Annotated in this window: 17 protein-coding genes; 8 read left to right on the top strand and 9 right to left on the bottom strand. The window is 53.4% G+C overall.

The annotated features are described in order from the left end of the window. Nucleotides 1–19: 19 nt before the first annotated feature. A complete protein-coding gene (uvrA, locus tag AACH41_RS00620; protein WP_338656062.1) occupies nucleotides 20–2,848 on the top strand; it encodes an excinuclease ABC subunit UvrA in 2,829 nt (942 codons plus the stop codon). Between the two features lie 217 nt (nucleotides 2,849–3,065). Continuing rightward, nucleotides 3,066–4,142: an AraC family transcriptional regulator gene (locus tag AACH41_RS00615; RefSeq protein WP_338656061.1), complete on the top strand. Its 1,077-nt coding sequence runs from the start codon at nucleotides 3,066–3,068 to the stop codon at nucleotides 4,140–4,142. Between the two features lie 172 nt (nucleotides 4,143–4,314). Here AACH41_RS00615 and andAb read toward each other — a convergent pair whose 3' ends face one another. The 6 genes from andAb to AACH41_RS00585 are packed head-to-tail and all read right to left on the bottom strand — an operon-like array spanning nucleotide 4,315 to nucleotide 10,419. Then, nucleotides 4,315–5,382 (bottom strand): anthranilate 1,2-dioxygenase ferredoxin subunit AndAb, encoded by a 1,068-nt coding sequence (andAb, locus tag AACH41_RS00610; RefSeq protein ID WP_338656059.1) that lies wholly within the window; start codon nucleotides 5,380–5,382, stop codon nucleotides 4,315–4,317. After that, nucleotides 5,379–5,852: an anthranilate 1,2-dioxygenase small subunit AndAd gene (gene andAd / locus AACH41_RS00605; RefSeq protein WP_338656058.1), complete on the bottom strand. Its 474-nt coding sequence runs from the start codon at nucleotides 5,850–5,852 to the stop codon at nucleotides 5,379–5,381. Before andAd ends, andAb begins: the two co-directional genes overlap by 4 nt. A 10-nt stretch (nucleotides 5,853–5,862) precedes the next feature. Next, entirely contained in the window at nucleotides 5,863–7,146 is a 1,284-nt protein-coding gene (gene andAc / locus AACH41_RS00600; RefSeq protein WP_338656056.1) for an anthranilate 1,2-dioxygenase large subunit AndAc, read from the bottom strand. 15 nt (nucleotides 7,147–7,161) lie between these two features. Further along, entirely contained in the window at nucleotides 7,162–8,130 is a 969-nt protein-coding gene (locus tag AACH41_RS00595) for a transporter (RefSeq protein WP_338656054.1), read from the bottom strand. A 55-nt stretch (nucleotides 8,131–8,185) separates the two neighbouring features. Beyond that, entirely contained in the window at nucleotides 8,186–8,971 is a 786-nt protein-coding gene (locus tag AACH41_RS00590; RefSeq protein ID WP_338656052.1) for an SDR family oxidoreductase, read from the bottom strand. An 8-nt stretch (nucleotides 8,972–8,979) separates the two neighbouring features. Beyond that, nucleotides 8,980–10,419, bottom strand: coding sequence for a dienelactone hydrolase family protein (locus AACH41_RS00585; protein WP_338656050.1), 1,440 nt, complete (start codon nucleotides 10,417–10,419; stop codon nucleotides 8,980–8,982). Between the two features lie 61 nt (nucleotides 10,420–10,480). Between AACH41_RS00585 and AACH41_RS00580 the strand changes: the two genes are divergently transcribed. Together AACH41_RS00580 and AACH41_RS00575 are read left to right on the top strand one after the other, a co-directional pair. Beyond that, entirely contained in the window at nucleotides 10,481–11,995 is a 1,515-nt protein-coding gene (locus tag AACH41_RS00580; protein ID WP_338656048.1) for an NAD(P)/FAD-dependent oxidoreductase, read from the top strand. 51 nt (nucleotides 11,996–12,046) lie between these two features. Continuing rightward, the gene (locus AACH41_RS00575) at nucleotides 12,047–12,325 is read left to right on the top strand and encodes an Lrp/AsnC ligand binding domain-containing protein (RefSeq protein ID WP_338656047.1); all 279 of its coding nucleotides are present in this window, start codon (nucleotides 12,047–12,049) and stop codon (nucleotides 12,323–12,325) included. 244 nt (nucleotides 12,326–12,569) lie between these two features. Here AACH41_RS00575 and mtgA read toward each other — a convergent pair whose 3' ends face one another. From mtgA to AACH41_RS00560, 3 genes are read right to left on the bottom strand one after another with little or no spacing between them, the layout of a single operon-like run. Further along, nucleotides 12,570–13,256: a monofunctional biosynthetic peptidoglycan transglycosylase gene (gene mtgA, locus AACH41_RS00570; RefSeq protein WP_338656045.1), complete on the bottom strand. Its 687-nt coding sequence runs from the start codon at nucleotides 13,254–13,256 to the stop codon at nucleotides 12,570–12,572. A 14-nt stretch (nucleotides 13,257–13,270) separates the two neighbouring features. Then, the gene (aroE, locus tag AACH41_RS00565) at nucleotides 13,271–14,089 is read right to left on the bottom strand and encodes a shikimate dehydrogenase (RefSeq protein ID WP_338656042.1); all 819 of its coding nucleotides are present in this window, start codon (nucleotides 14,087–14,089) and stop codon (nucleotides 13,271–13,273) included. An 11-nt stretch (nucleotides 14,090–14,100) separates the two neighbouring features. Continuing rightward, nucleotides 14,101–14,550 (bottom strand): rhodanese-like domain-containing protein, encoded by a 450-nt coding sequence (locus AACH41_RS00560; RefSeq protein WP_338656040.1) that lies wholly within the window; start codon nucleotides 14,548–14,550, stop codon nucleotides 14,101–14,103. 366 nt (nucleotides 14,551–14,916) lie between these two features. Here AACH41_RS00560 and glnA point away from each other — a divergent pair, with 366 nt between their 5' ends. The 4 genes from glnA (at nucleotide 14,917) to ntrC (ending at nucleotide 19,565) form a co-directional block, all read left to right on the top strand. Then, complete coding sequence (gene glnA / locus AACH41_RS00555) at nucleotides 14,917–16,326, top strand: type I glutamate--ammonia ligase (RefSeq protein ID WP_194749573.1); 1,410 nt, start codon at nucleotides 14,917–14,919, stop codon at nucleotides 16,324–16,326. Nucleotides 16,327–16,452: 126 nt separating this feature from the next. Beyond that, nucleotides 16,453–16,944, top strand: a complete 492-nt coding sequence (locus tag AACH41_RS00550; protein WP_338656038.1) for a DUF4124 domain-containing protein — start codon at nucleotides 16,453–16,455, stop codon at nucleotides 16,942–16,944. A gap of 109 nt (nucleotides 16,945–17,053) precedes the next feature. After that, complete coding sequence (gene glnL, locus AACH41_RS00545) at nucleotides 17,054–18,157, top strand: nitrogen regulation protein NR(II) (protein WP_194749575.1); 1,104 nt, start codon at nucleotides 17,054–17,056, stop codon at nucleotides 18,155–18,157. 16 nt (nucleotides 18,158–18,173) lie between these two features. After that, nucleotides 18,174–19,565, top strand: coding sequence for a nitrogen regulation protein NR(I) (gene ntrC / locus AACH41_RS00540; protein ID WP_194749576.1), 1,392 nt, complete (start codon nucleotides 18,174–18,176; stop codon nucleotides 19,563–19,565). Nucleotides 19,566–19,570 lie beyond the last annotated feature (5 nt).

Here is a 19,570-nt window from a genome sequence, read left to right as displayed (position 1 = left end):
GTCTGTTCGTGAAAGTATCATGGAATTTATCAAAATTCGCGGGGCGCGCACCCATAACCTCAAGAACATCAATCTGGATATTCCGCGCAACCAACTGGTTGTGGTCACCGGCCTGTCAGGCTCAGGAAAGTCTTCGCTTGCTTTTGATACCTTGTATGCAGAAGGACAGCGCCGCTACGTCGAAAGTTTATCTGCGTATGCCCGCCAGTTTTTGGCGCGCATGGACAAACCGGATGTGGACCTGATTGAAGGCTTGTCACCGGCCATCTCCATCGAACAAAAATCGACCTCACACAACCCGCGTTCTACGGTCGGCACCGTCACTGAAATCCACGACTATCTGCGTTTGCTGTATGCACGTGCCGGAGACCCGGAGTGCCCAGAGCATGGCATCAAGCTTGAAGCACAAACCGTGAGCCAGATGGTGGACAGTGTGCTCAAGTTGCCGGAAGACACCAAGCTGATGATTTTGGCGCCGGTAGTCTCTAACCGTAAAGGCGAGCAGCTGGATCTGTTTGACACGCTCAAGGCCCAAGGTTTTGTGCGCTTGCGCATTGATGGCAAGATCTACGAAATGGATAGCCTGCCGCAACTGGCGAAAACCACCAAGCATAGTGTAGACGTAGTCGTCGACCGCCTTAAAGTGCGCGAAGACATGAAACAACGGATTGCTGAGTCCTTTGAAACCGCATTGCGGCTGGCAGATGGCAAAGCGGTCGCGCTGGAGATGGATAGCGAAAAAGAACACCTGTTCTCTGCCAAGTTCTCTTGCCCGGTGTGTGACTACTCACTGGCCGAACTTGAGCCGCGTTTATTCAGCTTTAACAACCCGATGGGCGCTTGCCCAAAATGCGATGGCCTGGGTCAGGTCACGTTTTTTGATCCCAAACGCGTGGTGGCTTTTCCACATTTATCGCTGGCCAGTGGCGCGATTAAAGGCTGGGACAAGCGCAACCAGTTTTACTTTCAGATGCTGGCCAGCCTGAGCCAGCATTATGACTTTGACCTGGAAGCGCCGTTTGAGACGCTGCCTGAAGAAACCCAGCAAATTCTGCTGTATGGTTCTGGCCGCGAGCAAATCGCCTTTAAATACCTCAATGAGCGAGGCACCTTCTTTAGCAAGTCGCATACCTTTGAGGGCATTATCAATAACCTGCAACGCCGTTATCGCGAGAGTGACTCGACTGCGGTGCGCGATGAGCTGGCAAAATATATCAATGCGACTGCCTGCCCAGATTGTGGCGGCACGCGTTTGCGCAAAGAGGCACGCCACGTCAAGGTTGGCGACAGAAATATTCACCAGATCTGCGAAGTGCCGCTCAAACAGGCGCTCAATTTCTTTGAAACACTGCAACTGAGCGGGCAAAAGCTGGCGATTGCCGACAAGATCGTCAAGGAGATCGAAAGCCGCCTCAAGTTTTTAACCAATGTCGGTCTGGACTACTTGTCGCTGTCGCGCTCGGCAGAAACCCTGTCTGGCGGCGAAGCGCAGCGTATCCGCCTGGCCTCGCAAATCGGCAGCGGCCTGACTGGCGTCATGTATGTGCTGGATGAGCCTTCCATCGGCTTGCACCAGCGCGACAATGACCGCCTGCTGGAAACCCTCAAGCGCCTGCGCGACATTGGTAACAGCGTGATTGTGGTCGAACATGACCAGGATGCCATTCAGTTGGCAGATTTTATTGTCGACATTGGCCCCGGCGCGGGCGAGCATGGCGGCAATATTGTGTCGTTTGGCACCCCGGCCCAGATTGAAGCCGACCCCAACTCATTGACCGGACAATACATCAGCGGCAAAAAACAGATTACCTTCAAGCTGCCTCGCACGCAGCCAGACCCCAAGCGCATGATCAAACTCAATGGCGCCAGCGGGAACAACCTCAAAGACGTCAGTATTGAGATTCCGGTCGGCCTGCTGACTTGCGTCACGGGCGTTTCCGGCAGCGGCAAATCGACGCTGATCAACGACACGCTTTACCGCGTGGTCGCCGCGCACTTGTATGGCAGCAGCACCGAACCTGCAGCGCACCAGAGCATTGAAGGCCTGGAGTTTTTTGACAAGGTGGTCGATGTTGACCAAAGCCCGATTGGCCGCACACCGCGCTCCAACCCGGCGACGTATACCGGCTTGTTCACGCCGATTCGCGACCTGTTTGCCAGCGTGCCGGAAAGCCGCGCGCGCGGCTATGGGCCTGGCCGCTACTCGTTTAACGTCAAGGGCGGCCGTTGCGAAGCCTGCCAGGGCGATGGCGTGATCCGCGTGGAAATGCACTTTTTGCCGGATGTGTATGTCCCTTGCGACGTCTGCAAAGGCCAGCGCTATAACCGCGAAACGCTGGAAATCCAGTTCAAGGGCAAAAACATCCACGAAGTACTGGCCATGACGGTGGAACAAGCGCACCAGTTCTTTAATGCACAGCCGGTGATTGAACGCAAACTGAAAACCTTGCTGGACGTGGGCCTGGGCTATATCACGCTGGGGCAATCGGCCACCACACTGTCTGGCGGTGAAGCACAACGGGTCAAACTGGCACTGGAACTCAGCAAACGCGATACCGGCCGCACGCTGTATATCCTCGATGAACCCACCACCGGTTTGCACTTTGCGGATATCCAGTTATTGCTGGACGTGATTCACCGTTTGCGTGACGCGGGCAATACCGTGGTCATCATCGAACATAATCTGGACGTGATCAAAACCGCCGACTGGCTGATCGACATGGGCCCCGAAGGCGGCGATGGCGGAGGCGTGGTAGTCGGTGTCGGTACGCCGGAAACGCTGGCAGAAAACAGCGCCAGCTACACGGGCCGCTACCTGATTCCGCTGTTAAAACAGCTCAAACCCTGATTTACCCCCCCTGCTTCTCTGGCCAGGCCTGCAAATGCACGCCTGGCTTTTTTCTGTCTGCCTGCGCCGTTGGGGTGGTATGCATCTTGCTATCTTAAAGACACATAACAGTAAAAAATTCTTTTTAATCCAGATAGATAGCTGAGGTTATCCAAAAAGTGCAGCCACTATCCGGATACTGCAGATCCTCAGGCCAGAGGGAAGAGAGAGGCGCACCATGACTGTGTTAGGCAGCACTATATTGGAGCAAACCAGACTGGAGAAATTCAACCGGGCTGATCACAGGGTATCGTCACTGATTGCCCAGCTCGAACAGAGCTTATTTAATGAAGACAATCAGCTGTTTTGCTCTTCTGACATGGATGAAGTGAAACAGGCGGTAGGCAATGTCTTCAAACCGCATCGACTGAAAATCCGCGACCACCGCGAGCATGGCATTGCCAGCATGCATCATGTGCGTCAGGGCGCCTTGTCGTTAAACCGCTTGCAGTACCAGCATGAAGTGGTGATAGACCCTGACCGCCTCAATGATTTTTTTCTGGTGCATATCCCGATGAATGGCAGTTCCACCATCCGTTGCGGCAATCACCGCTTTGTGTCTACCCCCGAGAATGCCTCGCTGGTGTCACCGACCTTGCCACTCGAAATTGAATGGGAAGCCGGCAGTGCAGACATCATTTTGCGCATTGAACGCGCCCGCCTGGACAAGCACTGTGCGCAGCATCTGGGTATGCCGCAGCTGGAAAAACCGCTGGAGTTTCATCCTGACTTGCAACTGCAAACGCCAGCCGGACAATATTTTTTAAAGCTGGTGAGCATGCTGGCCGACAACATGCAGAGCCCGTATCCGCAGTTAAATGAACCCATCGTATTTGAGCAGTTTGAATCCACCCTGTTTAATGCCCTGCTGTATGGCCAACCCCACAATCTGTGTATGAAAGCCCCGATTACCAATATTGCGCCGTTCTACATCAAGCGGGTAGAAGACTATATTCATGCCCATACTGCTGACAGCATGACCATAGAATCCCTGGCGGCGATTGCCGGGGTCAGCGCACGCACCTTGTTCGCGGGCTTTCAGCGTTATCGGGGGTTGAGCCCAATGGATTACCTGCGGCAAGTCCGGCTGGACCGCGTGCGCGAGATGCTGTTATCGGAAAAAACGGCACACCTGTCAGTGACTGAAATCGCCATGCAATGGGGCTTTAACCACATGGGCAGGTTTGCGATTGATTATAAAAAACGCTTTGGCGAATCGCCTTCTGCCAGCCGCCGGTTTGGGCCGGGGCATTGATGTTCAGTGAGCAGTAGCCATCATCAAACCTCATGGCTAGCGCTAAGTCTCACGATGGCTTAAGTCAGGTGATGGGCGCATCACAGCGCAATGTGCTGAAGCCTTGCGGATGGCACCGCGTATCGCGCTTTTTGCCAGCGTAATGGCTGGTTAATCAGCGCGACACACGTGGTTATGCGGCCTGTCGACGGTCGGCCTGCGAATAGAAAGCATCGGCAAAAAATGCCGTGGGCGCCAGGCCTTGTGCGACAAAGCGCTGGTTGGCAGTGGCCACCATGGCTGGCGAGCCGCAGGCATAGACCTCAAATGGCTGTAAGTCTGGCCAGTCTTGCAATACCGCATCCGTGACATAGCCTTGCCGCCCCTGCCAGGACGTCGCTGTGGCTGCCGATAATACCGGCACGTACTGAAACCAGGGATAGCGGGTGGCCAGATCCAGGCATTGGCTATGCTGGTACAAGTCCGGCAAGGTGCGGCCGCCCCAATACAAGGTGACGGGGACCTCGTTGCCTGCAGCAATCAGCGCCTCCAGCATGGCCTTCACCGGGGCAAAGCCGGTGCCGGTCGCGACCATGATTTTGGGCTTCTGGGTTGCCTGCAGCGTGAATTGTCCATGCGGACCATCAATCGACAGCGGCGTGCCCGGTGCGAGTTGATGAAACAGCTGATCGGTAAACAAGCCACCAGGCAGATGACGGATATGCAACTCCAGCGCATTGGCCGTGACTTGGGCCAAAGAATAACTGCGGCGCTGGTCGCCGAGCAGGATATCGATATATTGACCGGGCTGGTAAGCAAAACGGTGCGCAGCTGGCAGTTGCATGCGCACCAGTGCCACATCCGGCGCCACCTTGTCCAGGCTGGTCAACACCACCTCCACCGCCGTAGGTTTGGCGGTGGCAGGTGCAGCCTGCGCGTCTACCGCTACCTGCACGCGGCCGTCATGTATCCTGAGCGGGAAGCTACGCACGGCCTCGGTCACCGGCGCGCATTTGGCGGCCCCGGTACGGATATCAAACAAGCCCTGATGCAAGGGACACTCGACACAGCCATCTTCCACATAGCCTTCAGACAGCCGCGCCACTCCATGGGTACACAAATCATGCAAAGCGAATAACTGATCCTCAAGCCGGAAAATGGCCAGCTGCATGCCGCCGGCCTCAACCGCGACCGGCTCCTCCTCGCTAAAGTCCTCGACGGCGCCAATGTCTGTCCAGCGGTGTAAATGGACGGTACTCATATCGGCGTCGCCAGCAAGGTTTGTACACGTGAGGTGTCATATACCACCTGCCGCCGCTTGAAGCGCCAGCCCTGGTCGGTGCGCACAATCTGGTCGATGTAACGACCCGTCTGGTAGACGTGCGATTCGCCATTTTGCAGCGTTTGCACCACCACATAGCTGGATTCTGCCTGTACCTCATCGGCACTGCTGGACTGCAACACCAGACCAGAGGTCATGTGGCGGTAAGTATGGCTTTCAAAAATATTGGCATGGCGCAAGGACGTCACGCGGTCTTCGAGCATATTGCGGTTATCAAAATAAATCATGCCGATGGGCAAGCCCGCATCAAAATTTTCTTTGGGCACAATGCTATAGTGGCAGTCCTCGGTAAAAAACTGAGGCCAGCGCTCCAATTGATCGTTATCCAGCGCCGCAATATAGGCCTGCTGTAACTGTTGCACTTCAAACCAGGTTTGTAATTCTTGCATACTGTCCTCCTTAAAAACCCATGAGCTGCTGATAGCCGACCCAGAAGCGTCTGATCAGGCTTTCGGTGATCAGCGTATCCTGCTGGTCTGGCTGGTCTTTGCTCATTTCAATCACCGAGCAGGCATCACCATCGCGCACGGTGCCACGTTGCACCAGCTCGGTCGCCTCGGTGTCTTCCATCGAGATATACCCCGCCGGGCCCACCAGATTGGCCTGTTTGAGCCGCATGGCGCGCAATTCCGGCGTGTCATCCACATAGCCAAAAAAGTGGAAAATCAGCTCGAAATTGTGGGGGCCTTTGGCCAGCAACTGCCGCGCCACCAGCGTATTGTGGATTTGCTGTACGACCAACTGCGGGAAAATCGGCTGGATATGGTTGGTGGTCAGCTCTTCATACTCCTGTATCTGTCCGAGCAGGCTGTCATCCTTGAGCTGAAAGCCTTCATCAAACGAACGGATGGCCTGCGCTTTATACGCCTCGGCAGTCTGCACCTCGTTTTTGGTTGCGGTGATGATGCTATGCAAACCATGGGTGGCATCCGGGATCGAACGCGCCTTCATGCCGACACGGAAAATATTGAAGGTGGTATGAAACAGGTGCAGCAAACTGGCGTGATACGGATCTTTGACGTTTTCCAGATACAGTTTCCAGTTAGATTTGGAGTATTGGCGGGTGCAGCCCAAATACTCGATCGGCTTGTGGAAAATACGGTCTATCCATGGCCGCATTTCAGGACCGATATAGTCAGGCAAAGGCGCCACCGTGTCGCTAAAGGTGGCAAACACCAGGCCTTTATAGCTGTCTACCCGCAGCTGCTTGAGACCGTGCTCTTTCGGGTTAAAGTCTTTGGGCATGCCAGACATGCCTTTTTGCCCACGGCGGAACGGCACGCCCTGCAAATTGCCCTCACAGTCAAAACTCCACTGGTGATACACACAGGTATGCTCACTGGCATTGCCGCGCGCCTGACGGCAGACTTGTGCGCCGCGGTGCGCACAGCGGTTCACCCAGACAGCCAGTCCACCTTCTTTGGTGCGGGTCATCACCACCGGCGTATCCCCAACAAACGTGCTTTTAAAGTCGCCGGGGTTGGGGATTTCGGCTTCCAGCCCGAGAAAGCTCCAGGTTGGGCCACGGAAGATGCGTTCTTGCTCCAGCTCATACACTGCTTGTGAGCTGAACACGGCGTAGGGAATACGTGAACCGTCATCGGTGGGAAACTTGAGCAAGGGCTCACCAGACTGGGACTTGCCAGCATGGAACTGGACGGCTTGTGCTTGAATAGCGTTCATATTGACCTCGAATCCTTAAAAGTGATGCACAAAGCGCAGGTTGTAACGTTCACCTTCGGTGCGGTTTTTCACCGCCATTTCATCGTAGAAGTTAAACATCAGGTGATCTTGCTTGGAAAAGCTATACATGCCGCCTAGACCCAACGCCAGCACTTGCTCGCGTCTACCTGTTACGTCATGACCGTTCATTTGGGTATCGGTGGTTTGCTTGAGGTAATAACCGTTGACCCCTAAGCGCAGTTGCGGTGTAAAGGCATACTCCATGGCAAAGTTGGTATGAAACGCCTGCCCGGCACGGGTGCTGCTGGCCCCCAGCGCTTGAAAGCCTCGGTTGGGATCATCATTTTTGCCGTTCCACAAATAGTGGGCACGCACAGAGGCAGTCCATTCTGGTGTGAAAAAATAAGTGCCTGACCAGTAAGGATTGAACGACCAGGCATTGCTGCCCGGGTTGATTTCGCGGTTAGCACTGTATTCGCCCGTGGGCAAAATAAACTGTAATTCAACGCGCTGCATGAATTTAGGCCCTTTTTCGCCCATGACAATTGGCCACTGCAGGAAGGGACCGACCAGTAAATCGCCTACGCCACTGTCACCCGCTTTGGGGAACGCATTGGAGGCGGCGCCATAACTGGTATGCGGACTGACCACAGGCACAATCACATCCATGCCCAGATTAGCCCCGGCGACTTCGATATCCGAGATATACAGTACTTGCGACAGACTGACGGTGACATCCACTTTGGGGTTAGGCAAGCCTAGACTATTGCCCGCGTTATCCTTGAACTTGTCGGCATGGTATTGCTGCACGTATTGGCTGAAATACCAGCCATTGCCTGCGGGCGGGGCACCATCCAAAAAGCTGGTGAACCCAAGGTTGATTGGGGGCAAATCGTAGGCGTGGGCAAGCATGGGTAAGCTGGTGGTGGCCAGTGCCAGACCCAGTGCACCAAGGGGTTTACTGCAAGAGGAGAGGAGGTTCATCGAGGGGTTCCTTTCAGAGTGAGATTCAATCGTTTAAAAAATCTGGGTATCAATATCAATCCGCCAGCTTGGGAATGGCGGGCTCTGCCTGCTCGGGGCCCATCGCGCTGTAGCCACCATCGACGGCATACACGGCGCCCGTAACAAACGAGGCATGGTCAGAACATAAAAACAGCACCACATCGGCGACTTCCTGCGGGTCACCTACGCGTTTCAGGGCATGGAAAGGCGCAGCCACGGCATCGGTTTTGGCGCGGTTGCCTCCCGTCAGCTCGTCCATGACGCGTGACCAGATCCAGCCGGGGGCCACCGCATTGACCCGGATATGGTCACTGGCCAGATCAATCGCCATGCTGCGCGTCAGTTGTTCAGTTGCGGCCTTGCTGGCCGGATATAGCCAACGGCCGGTTTGCGCAGCGCTGGCTGAGATGCTGGAAAAATGCACGATGGCGCCACCGCCACGCTGACACATGGCCGCATGGCAAGCTTTGGCCAGCATGACACTGCTCACCAGGTTGACGTTGTAACTGAGCAACCAATCCTCGCGGCTGGCAGCAAAGCCGTTGTCCACATAGCTACAGGCCAGGTTGACCAGAAAATCTACACCGCCCAAGTTGTGTTGTGTGGTCGCCACCAGCTGTTGCAAGGCGGCATCATCGGTAATGTCTGTTTGTAAAAACAGAATGTCCGGGCTGATGCCAGCCGCCACCGTCGCCCCACGTGCATCAATATCCACCGCCACCACTTTTGCGCCCGCGGCGTGGAAGGCTTCGACCACGGCCGCACCGATCAGCGTGGCACTGCCGGTGACGATGACGACTTTGTTTGCGATCCCTTTCATGGCACACCTCATGCATTGGCGCTGAGTGACCAGTTGGCCATCAGCGTGTTGGAAGGAAGGTTGGGGTCCAGCAGTTTGCGTGCTTGCTCTACCCCGCAGATGGCTGGAATCAGGGCGGGATCCAGCAGCCCCGCTTGCACCAGCACGCTGGCCTGATCCCAGTAAATATGTTCGTTAAACAGCTTGTCACCGCGGAAAGTCACCACCACCAGCATGGGGATTTCAATCCGGCGCCCGGTCGGCGGTACATTCGGCAGCAACCAGTCAATGTCGCAGTTGTGCGTGAAACTGAGCACAAACTCATCCACCATGCGGTCTGCACCGACCACGCGTGAAATTGGCGTCATTTGCATGTCTGCCGGGTTGTTGTGAATAAAATGATGCTGATAAAAGCGACGCAGCATGGTGTAGCCAACCCCGCCCGTCATTGTGGGCACATGATTCACATACGGCTGGGCGACCATGGTGGTCATGGTGGCATCGGCATCGCGGGTGGCAAATTCGAGCGCAAAGTGATGATCTGCAATCGCACTCAGGTCATAATCCGGCCCCATGGCTTTACGCAAGGCGCCCAGGGTGCGGCTATATGCCATTTGTGCCGAGGGGGCGTGGTAATGCGCACCACCCAGGCGGGCAAACGCATGATCTACACCGGCATACACATAGGTCTTCGCCAGCGGCTGTGTGCTGGCTGCAGCCAGAATCTCGGCTTGGGCCGCAGGTGGGCAGAAGGCATCTTTCTCAGCAATATGCAGGGTTAACGGGCAACGTAGCGCAGCCATCTGTGGCAAGGCCTGCTCTATACCTACCCCGTAGTAACCCACCGCCACATCGGCATCGGTCTGACTGGCCGCCAGATAAGCCAGCTTGCCGCCCAGGCAATAGCCCAGCACACCCACCTTGCCACTGGCCCCTGCCATGCCACGCAAACAGCTGATGGCCAATTGGACATCCTGCATGCCGGTAGCTTCATCAAACCGCTGGTAATAGCCCAACGCGGCCGGCATATCCTCGGCTGCATCGGTCAGGGTAATACCAGGCTGCAGGCGCCAGTACAAATCTGGCACCAGCACCATATAACCCTCTTCGGCATACAGGTCGGCAATGGCCTGCATATTGGCATTCACGCCAAAAATTTCCTGGCACAACACCAGGCCCGGCCCGCTGCCGGTGGCTGGCAGGGCCAGATAGCCTTTAAAGGCCGGGAATTGCGCGCTGATTTCTATCATTTGTCCCATTTTTCGTCTCGCTTGCTCGGTTGAAGGGTGGGAAGGCAAGTGATCACCTTCGTTGTGGTTGCTACTTTCTCGCAGCGCAGACGGCGGGGCTATCCGCTCCGTGCAGCGACTATCCGCATTGCGCAGCCAAATGCAGTGCGCATGCAGGTTGTTGCCGAACGCGGATAGTGCAGGCAGTTTCTGGATAGTCGGCAAACTTTGCTCGCTCAATACTGCACCCGACGATACAGGGATAGGCCCTGTATGATTTTTTAAGCGCAAAGGAAACCGTATGAATATTGCGATTGTGGGTGCCGGGTTTGCCGGTTTGAGTACAGCAAAAGTGCTGACTGCATTTGGTCACCAGGTCACGGTGTTTGAGAAGGAGGCTGATGTCGGCGGGGTGTGGAGCGCCTCCAGACGCTACCCTAACCTGACCACACAAAATGTGAAGTCCACCTATGCCTTTTCAGATTTCCCCTATCCCAAGCATTACCCTGAGTGGCCGAGTGGCGAGCAGGTGCAGCACTATCTGGATGCCTATACCAAGCAGTTCAATTTTGCACACCTGATCAGCTTGAATACCGAAGTGAAATTGGCCACACCGATTGGTCAAGGCTGGCAACTCACCGTCAAGACCGAAGGCAAAGCAGAGGAAACGCGACATTTTGATTTTTTAATTGTCTGTAACGGAATTTTTTCGCAGCCCATGATCCCGGACTATCCGGGTGCAGCCGAATTTACCGCCGCAGGTGGCCGTATTTGCCACACCAGCGAGTTCAAGGAGCTTGCAGATGCCAAAGGCAAACATGTGCTGATTGTCGGCTACGGAAAATCTTCTACCGATGTCGCACAAGCGGTTTGCCAGCAAGCGGCGAGCACCACGGTGGTGGCCAGACATTTGATCTGGAAAGTGCCCAAACGACTCATGAATGTGCTCAATTACAAATACCTGTTTTTGACGCGCATGGGCGAAGGCTTGTTTAAATATATCCGCCTTAAAGGCATAGAGCGCTTTTTGCACGGCATCGGCAAACCGATCCGTAACAGCATGCTGAATCAGGTGCAGTGGGTCATCAACCGCCAATGCCGCCTCGAAAAACTGGGCCTCAAGCCTGACCAGCCACTAGAATCGATTGCGCGTAGTACCGTCAGCCTGGTCACCGAAGGTTTCTTTGAAAGCGTGGAAGCGGGTCATATTGACGTTGCCAAACAAAACAGCATCACAGGATTTAGCATTGAGCATGGCGTGCGTTATGCACATTTAACCGATGGCCGCCGTTTGCCTGCCGACATTGTGATTTGCGGGACAGGCTGGCATCAGCGTGTGCCTTTTTTGAACGATGACGTGATGAAACATGTGACCGATGCAGAAGGTAACTTTGTGCTGTACCGGTCGATGGCACCGGTTGGCATGCCAGGTCTGGCGTTTAATGGTTATAACTCTTCATTCTTTAGCCAGCTCAATGCCGAAGTAGGCGCTTACTGGCTGGCCGACTGGATTGGTGGAAAGATGAAGTTGCCGACCGCAGAAGCACAACGCAGCACAATCAAGGAACGTCTGGCATGGATGGAAGCGCGTACAGAAGGCAAACACTCCAAAGGCACCAATATCATTCCGTTCTCACTGCATCATATTGACGAGTTGTTATCGGACATGCGCCTGCCGCTGGGCGTCGCGACCCGCTTCAAGCAGTGGTTTTTACCGATTGATCCAGCGGATTTTCAGTATTTGCACAAGGCCCTGCTGCAACGCCATCAGCCTCATGCTGCACAGAAGATGCCGGTACAGACCAAAACCGTTTGAAGGGCTTAGCCTCCGCCGCTCACAGGCGGAGGCCTTGAAAAGGAGTGTCTTATGATGACGTGTATTATGCTGGTGAACGCTGAGCGCCAACAAATGGCCACGGTGGCGGAAACCCTGGCATCATTAGCGCAAGTGACAGAAGTCTATTCAGTGAGTGGTCAATATGACCTGGTGGCCGTCATACAAGTCACCGGACCCGAGGCACTCTCGGCACTGGTGACCCATCAACTGGCTGCCATCAGCGGCATTGTGAGAACCGAAACCATGCTGTCACTGCGCTCGTACCGCAAACAGGATCTGGACGCCATGTTTGATATCGGGTCCAGTTAATACCGGCCACCTACTGAAGTTTGGTGTGGCAAGCGTGGATACGTTCAAAAAAATACGGCCAGTTACCTGGCCGTTACCTCACACCCTTGTAAAACATCTCGCTGTCAAAGGCTAAGGTCAACATGCAACCTGCCTGACGATGCATCTGCATACACCGCCGATGGAAATGATGTATCAAATCCATTGATAGCAAACATTGTATGCAGGCGTGTTTCACGTTCATGCCTAAATCAAGCCCGTAAAATCAGGGTATTTTGACCAATCGCATGCGCGCCTGAATGGTAGCGGTGTGGCGATTTAAATAGCGGGTACTGCGGTGCAGATCATAAAAACGCGGGTTAGGAATCATGGCCGCCAAGTGCGCCGCTTGGGCGGGTGCCAGACTGGCGGCCGAAGCGTGAAAGTAATGCTTGGCCGCCGCTTGGGCACCGAACACGCCCTCGCCCCACTCAATCACGTTCAGGTAGATTTCCAGAATCCGGCGCTTGGTCATGAGCTTTTCCAGCATAAAGGTAATCACCGCTTCTTGTGCTTTACGCCAGGGCGTGCGATGCCCGGATAAAAACAAATTCTTGGCCAGTTGCTGACTGATGGTGGAGCCGCCAGCGACGATTTTGCCCTTCTTTAGGTTTTTCTCAAAGGCGGTTTCGATCCCGGCCCAGTCAAAGCCTTCATGGTCAACAAACTTGCTGTCTTCCGCTGCAATCACTGCGCGTTTTAAATGGTTGCTGATCTTGGCGTAAGGCACCCACTGCTGCTGTATGGTGGCTTCGGGATGGCTTTCTTGCATCACTTCCAGCCGCGCCTGCATGAAGGCAGTGGCGTCCGGATTGTGATCTACCCACCACAAAATATGGCCGAGTATCCAGACCTGATACAACAGTACCCAGAGCAAAAACAGGACGAAAAACAGCTTGATGCTTTGTTTCATGACAGAAATGAAGATTAGCGGAATGTCTGAATCACTGGGGCCGTGTCAGGACGCAATCCATGCCAGATAAAAAACGCTTCCGCCGCCTGCTCGATGAGCATACCCAAACCATCTGCCACCTGTGCGCCTGCGGTGCGCGCCTGCTGCATAAACGGCGTCTCCCGGCCGTACATCATGTCGTAAGCCAGGGTATGCGTGCCAAAGACATGCGATGAAAACTGTAATGGCGTTTCAGTCAATCCTGCAGAAGTGGCATTAATGACCACATCATAGGTCTCGGTAAGTGCTGCAAACGTGGTCACAGCCAGCGAGACGCCACATTGCCCCCCCGCGTCCGCAAACTTATCCAGCATGGCTTGCGCCTTGTCCTGTGTGCGGTTAGCAATGGTCAATTGCGCCGGGCCTTGTGCAATCAACGGCAGCATCACACCTTGCGCAGCGCCGCCTGCGCCCAGCAACAAGATTTTTTTTGCGGCCAGGGCCGTCTGGTGATGTTTGAGAATGTCATTGACCAGCCCACAGCCATCAGTATTGTCGCCCTGAATTTGCGTTTGGCCAAAACTGAGGGTGTTCACTGCCCCAGCCGCCTGCGCGCGTTCAGATAAAGTCTGGCTTAAGTCATAGGCTTCAAATTTGAATGGCACCGTGACATTTGCACCCACATACCCTTGCTGCTGCAATTGCTGCACCGTGGACGCAAAGCCATCCAGAGGTGCCAACACCTTTTCGTAAACAATCGTCTTGCCAAATTGCAGCGCAAATGCCTGGTGAATCAACGGCGATTTGCTATGTGCTATCGGGTGGCCAATGACTGCGTATTTTTCAACCGACATAGCAAGATCACCTAGTTGGACCAGGGCAAGCCTGCATGTTTCCAGCCATTGATCAGGGTTCTTTGCTTGGCCTCATTCGCTTCGCCTTCAAAGCCTTCGAGCATGTTATAGGCGTTGGGATATCCGAGTTTTTGCGCCAGCAAGGCAGCATTATGGCTGCGGCCACCCGTGCGGCACATAAATACGACGGTGCGCGCAGGATCAACCAGCGCCTGTAGCTGATCGGCAAACTCAGGATTGGCAATCATGCCTGGATAAAACGCCCATTCCAGATGGGCCGCCATCGGCACGCGCCCAACCAACTCCAACTCGGCACGTGAGCGCACATCCACCAACACCGCATTTTGATCTTGGCTAATCAGCGCATACGCCTCCTGGGGCGTCATCGCGCCGGCATACGGCAAACCATTTTGCTGAGCACGCTGAGCGGCTTGTTGCAAGATTTTCTCAACACTTTCCAAAGGACACCTTCGTTCTTTTAATAAGCTAGTCAAACCGCGAGTATACCTGTGAAAGTTACGCAAGCGCATGGAGCACCATTTTTGTGCTCAATTTGTTGCTGAGCACCTTTTTGGTGCGCATTGATTTTGCTTTTTTATGTCAGATATCTCATATCCATGCAAAATGCCTGTTTTTGGGTGGCATGCTTCCTGCTACTATTACATCCTAAGATTCAATGGAATTCGTAAACTAAAAATTCCACATATCTATTTGTTTTGCTAGTTTGTGTTTTTATATTTGCTCACGTTCCGGGACATCCGCAACATGTCCCTTTTTTGCGTGCGCAAGTTGAATCATTTTAGATCTTGATCACTGAGGAGAATGTAATGTCCGTTGCAAACGTAATGAAACTGGTTGCGGAAAACGACATCAAATTTGTTGATTTCCGTTTTACCGACACCAGAGGTAAAGAGCAGCACGTGACCGTGCCAGTGTCTGCCTTCGACGAAGATAAATTTACCGAAGGTCACGCCTTTGATGGTTCTTCCATTGCTGGCTGGAAAGGCATTCAAGCCTCTGACATGCAATTGATGCCTGATGCAAGCACCGCATTCATCGATCCATTTTTTGACGAACCAACCTTGGTTCTGACCTGCGACGTAGTAGACCCTACTGATGGTAAAGGCTATGACCGTGACCCACGCTCCCTGGCAAAACGCGCTGAAGCCTACCTGAAATCCAGCGGCCTGGGTGACACTGCTTATTTTGGTCCAGAGCCAGAGTTCTTCATTTTTGACAGCGTACAATGGGATGCCACCATGGGTGGTAGCTTTGTGAAAATCAACTCCGAAGAGGCCGCTTGGTCCTCAGGTGAAAAATTCGAGGGCGGCAACACTGGCCACCGTCCAGGCGTTAAAGGCGGCTACTTCCCAGTGCCTCCTGTCGATTCATTGCATGACATCCGCTCTGCCATGGTCATGACCTTAGAAGAACTGGGCGTGCCTGTTGAAGTGCACCACCACGAAGTGGCAACAGCCGGTCAATGTGAAATCGGTACTAAGTTTGCGACCTTGGTACAACGTGCTGACTGGACACAAATCCTGAAATACGTAGTGACTAACACAGCCCATGCTTATGGTAAAACAGCCACATTTATGCCAAAACCAATGTTTGGCGATAACGGCTCTGGTATGCACGTTCACCAATCCGTTTGGAAAGATGGTAAAAACCTGTTTGCAGGCAATGGTTATGCTGGCCTGAGCGATTTCGCTCTGTACTACATCGGCGGCATCATCAAGCATGCGCGCGCACTGAATGCGATTACCAACCCAGGTACTAACTCCTACAAGCGCTTGGTACCGCACTACGAAGCACCAGTGAAATTGGCTTACTCCGCTAAAAACCGTTCTGCTGCGATTCGTATTCCATTTGTGCATTCAGACAAAGCACGCCGTGTTGAAGCGCGCTTCCCAGACCCGATTGCTAACCCATACTTGGCTTTCTCAGCCCTGTTGATGGCTGGTCTGGATGGCGTTCAGAACAAGATTCACCCAGGTGAACCAGCGACTAAAGACTTGTACCATCTGCCACCAGAAGAAGATGCATTGATCCCAACGGTATGTTCATCTCTGGAACAAGCATTGGAGTATCTGGATAAAGACCGCGAGTTCTTAACACGCGGCGGCGTTTTCTCAGACGACTGGATTGATGCATACATTGCATTGAAAATGGAAGAAGTCACTAAACTGCGCCAAACACCACACCCAGTGGAATTTGGTCTGTACTACTCTTGCTAGTCACAAGAGCACGCACTAAAACAGGGCAGCCCAGGCTGCCCTGTTTTTTTATGTACGCGCTGTTCCGTCAACGTTTTTAGGCGAGCAGACGTTGATACCCTCAACGATCTACTCTAAACTATTGCCATGAAAAGATTTTTTTACATTTGCACCTTCGCGCTCATGTGCAACCAAAGCTGGGCAGATATTTACAAATATACCGACAGTAACGGCGTCACCACCTATACCAATATCAAACCCGAAGGCAAAAACAAGGCAGAGCTCATTATTAGTGGGCCCAGAACCGCAGAGCCTCCACCCCCTGCCAGAGAGAAAAAAGCCAATGTCAAAACACCCTCTCCGGCCGATTTTCCCAAAGTCGATAATCAGACACAAAATCAACGCGACCAAAAGCGGCGAGAGCTATTAATGAACGAGCTTTCTCAAGAAAAACAAGCACTTGAGAATGCTCGCCTGTTATATGAAGAAGCCCAGAACACGCCAGAAGTCTACAGAGGCGCGAATGGCAAAACGTTTAGAAACGTCGCCAAATATGAGGAAAAGCTGCGCGTCATTGAGGCCGAAATTCAGGCGCATGAGCGTAATATCGAGCTGTTAAATAAAGAGCTCAATCTTTAAATGCACCATTTTGGGAGTTTTCTCAATCATTTTTGCGTTGTGCACAAGAATTGGCTTGGGTTTTGCTTTAAAACAGGGCGTGATTCACTCTTTTTAACAAGCTCAGGACATGGTACAGAAATCTCCCAACGGCTTTAGTGGTTTAGAGCATATTGCCACGGCAGTCATTTTGCTTAATAACCAACTAGAAGTTACTTACGCCAACTCCAGCGCCGAGATTCTGTTTGCATTTAGTGCCAACCAGATTCAAGGGGCGCATATCCATGACGTGTTTGTGAATTGCGAAATTTTGCAAATGGCCGTGACCAACGCCATAGAAACACAGAGCCCATATCGTGAGCATGAGTTTGCACTGACTACCCAACGCGGCCATACAACGGCCGTGACCTGCACAGCCACCCCTATTTCAGCCGCGTTCAACCAAACGCCGGAAGACATGCTGATTCTGGAGTTTGTGCAAATGGATCAGCAATTGCGTATTGCGCGTGAAGAGCGCATGTTGATACAGCAGCAAGCCAACTCTGAATTACTCAGGAATCTGGCGCATGAAATTCGCAACCCGCTAGGCGGCTTGCGTGGTGCGGCACAATTGCTTGAGTTTGAGTTGCCGCAACCCAGCCTAAAAGAATATACCCAGGTGATTATCAAAGAGGCTGACAGACTACATAGCCTCATGGACAGACTGCTGGCACCTCACCGCGTGCCAAAATATGAGCCCACCAATATTCATGAAGTGCTGGAACGCGTACGCAGTCTGTTACTGGCAGAATCGCCTAACCATATCCGCGTGATCCGCGACTACGATACCAGCTTACCGGAGCTCATTGGCGATCGCGAGAAACTGATACAAGCCGTGCTCAATATTGCGCGTAATGCGGCACAAGCGATGCAACAGCATCAGACCGAAGGCGCGAGTATTACTTTCCGCACGCGTGCTGAGCGCCAAATTACGCTAGCCAGAAAACGTTACCGTGTCGGGATTCATTTAGAGATTATTGATAACGGCCCAGGCATCCCTGCCGGCATCAAAGAACGCATTTTCTACCCGCTGGTATCTGGTCGCGAAGGCGGCACTGGCTTGGGCCTTGCGCTGGCGCAAACCTTTATCACCCAACACCATGGCATGATCGATTGTGATTCACAGCCGGGTAAAACCATCTTCCATATATTGCTACCTATTGAAAGTACGCAATTAAAATCATCAGTACAATAATTCACGAGAAACAGCTATGAAGCCAATCTGGATCCTAGACGACGACAAATCCATCCGCTGGGTGTTTGAAAAAGCACTCGCCCGCACGGACTTTGATTTCAAAACATTTTCATCCCCAGCAGAAGCCCTCAACGCTTTAAATCGTGAACAACCCCAAGTCATTGTCAGTGACATCCGCATGCCGAATGGCTCGGGCCTGGACTTTTTATCCGAGGTAAAGCAGCGCTTTCCCGAGATTCCCGTCATTATCATGACCGCCTACTCAGACCTCGAAAGTGCTGTCGCCGCCTTTCAGGGTGGCGCGTTCGAGTATTTGGCCAAACCGTTTGATGTAGACCAGGCCATCGAAATTATCAAACGTGCCGTTGAAGAAAGCATGCGTCAATCTGTCGAGGCCGTAGAAGACACTGGCCCCTCGCCAGAAATCATCGGCCAGGCCCCCGCCATGCAAGAGGTTTTCCGTGCCATTGGCCGCCTAAGTCGCTCGCACTCCACCGTGCTCATTAACGGCGAATCCGGCAGCGGTAAAGAACTGGTCGCGAGCGCCCTGCATAGACACAGTCCACGGGCTGACAAGCCATTTATCGCCATTAATACCGCAGCGATTCCCAAAGACTTATTAGAATCTGAATTGTTTGGTCATGAACGCGGCGCTTTTACTGGGGCCGCTGCAGCCAGACGTGGCCGCTTTGAACAAGCAGATAACGGCACTTTGTTTCTGGATGAAATTGGTGACATGCCTGCTGACTTGCAAACCAGATTGTTGCGCGTCTTGTCCGACGGCCAATTTTATCGCGTGGGCGGACATCAACCAATCAAAGTCAATGTACGCGTGATTGCCGCCACTCACCAGGACCTCGAAGAGCGCGTCAAACAAGGTCTGTTCCGTGAAGACTTGTTTCACCGCCTGAACGTCATTCGTCTGCGCTTGCCGCCCTTGCGTGAACGTAGAGAAGATATCCCCTTGCTGACCAAGCATTTTCTCGCCCACAGTGCTCAGCAACTGGGGGTTGAGCCCAAGCAACTGTCGCAGGCAGCTATTAAATACCTGATGTCGGTCAACTGGAGCGGTAACGTTCGCCAGCTCGAAAACGTCTGCCACTGGCTCACCGTGATGGCGCCAGGTCAAAACGTGGATGTCAATGACTTACCCCCAGAGCTTAAAGAAGATACTGGCAAACACAGTAGCGGAGGCTCCTGGCAAGAAGCGCTGGCACAAGAAGTCACCGACGCGCTCAACCGCGGAGAAACCAATATCCTTGACGCCAAAACCAAAGAGTTTGAGCGTATCCTGATCACCCGTGCCCTCGCCCACACCGATGGCCGCCGGATTGAAGCTGCCAATCAGCTAGGGATGGGGCGCAATACGCTCACACGCAAAATTCAGGAGCTAGGCATTGATGATTAAAATTG

The sequence above is a fragment of the Methylophilus sp. DW102 genome (genome assembly GCF_037076555.1).
In the GTDB taxonomy this organism is placed as follows: domain Bacteria; phylum Pseudomonadota; class Gammaproteobacteria; order Burkholderiales; family Methylophilaceae; genus Methylophilus; species Methylophilus glucosoxydans.
Note: the sequence above shows the minus strand (reverse complement) of the source record. Positions and strands in the feature narration are given on the sequence as shown.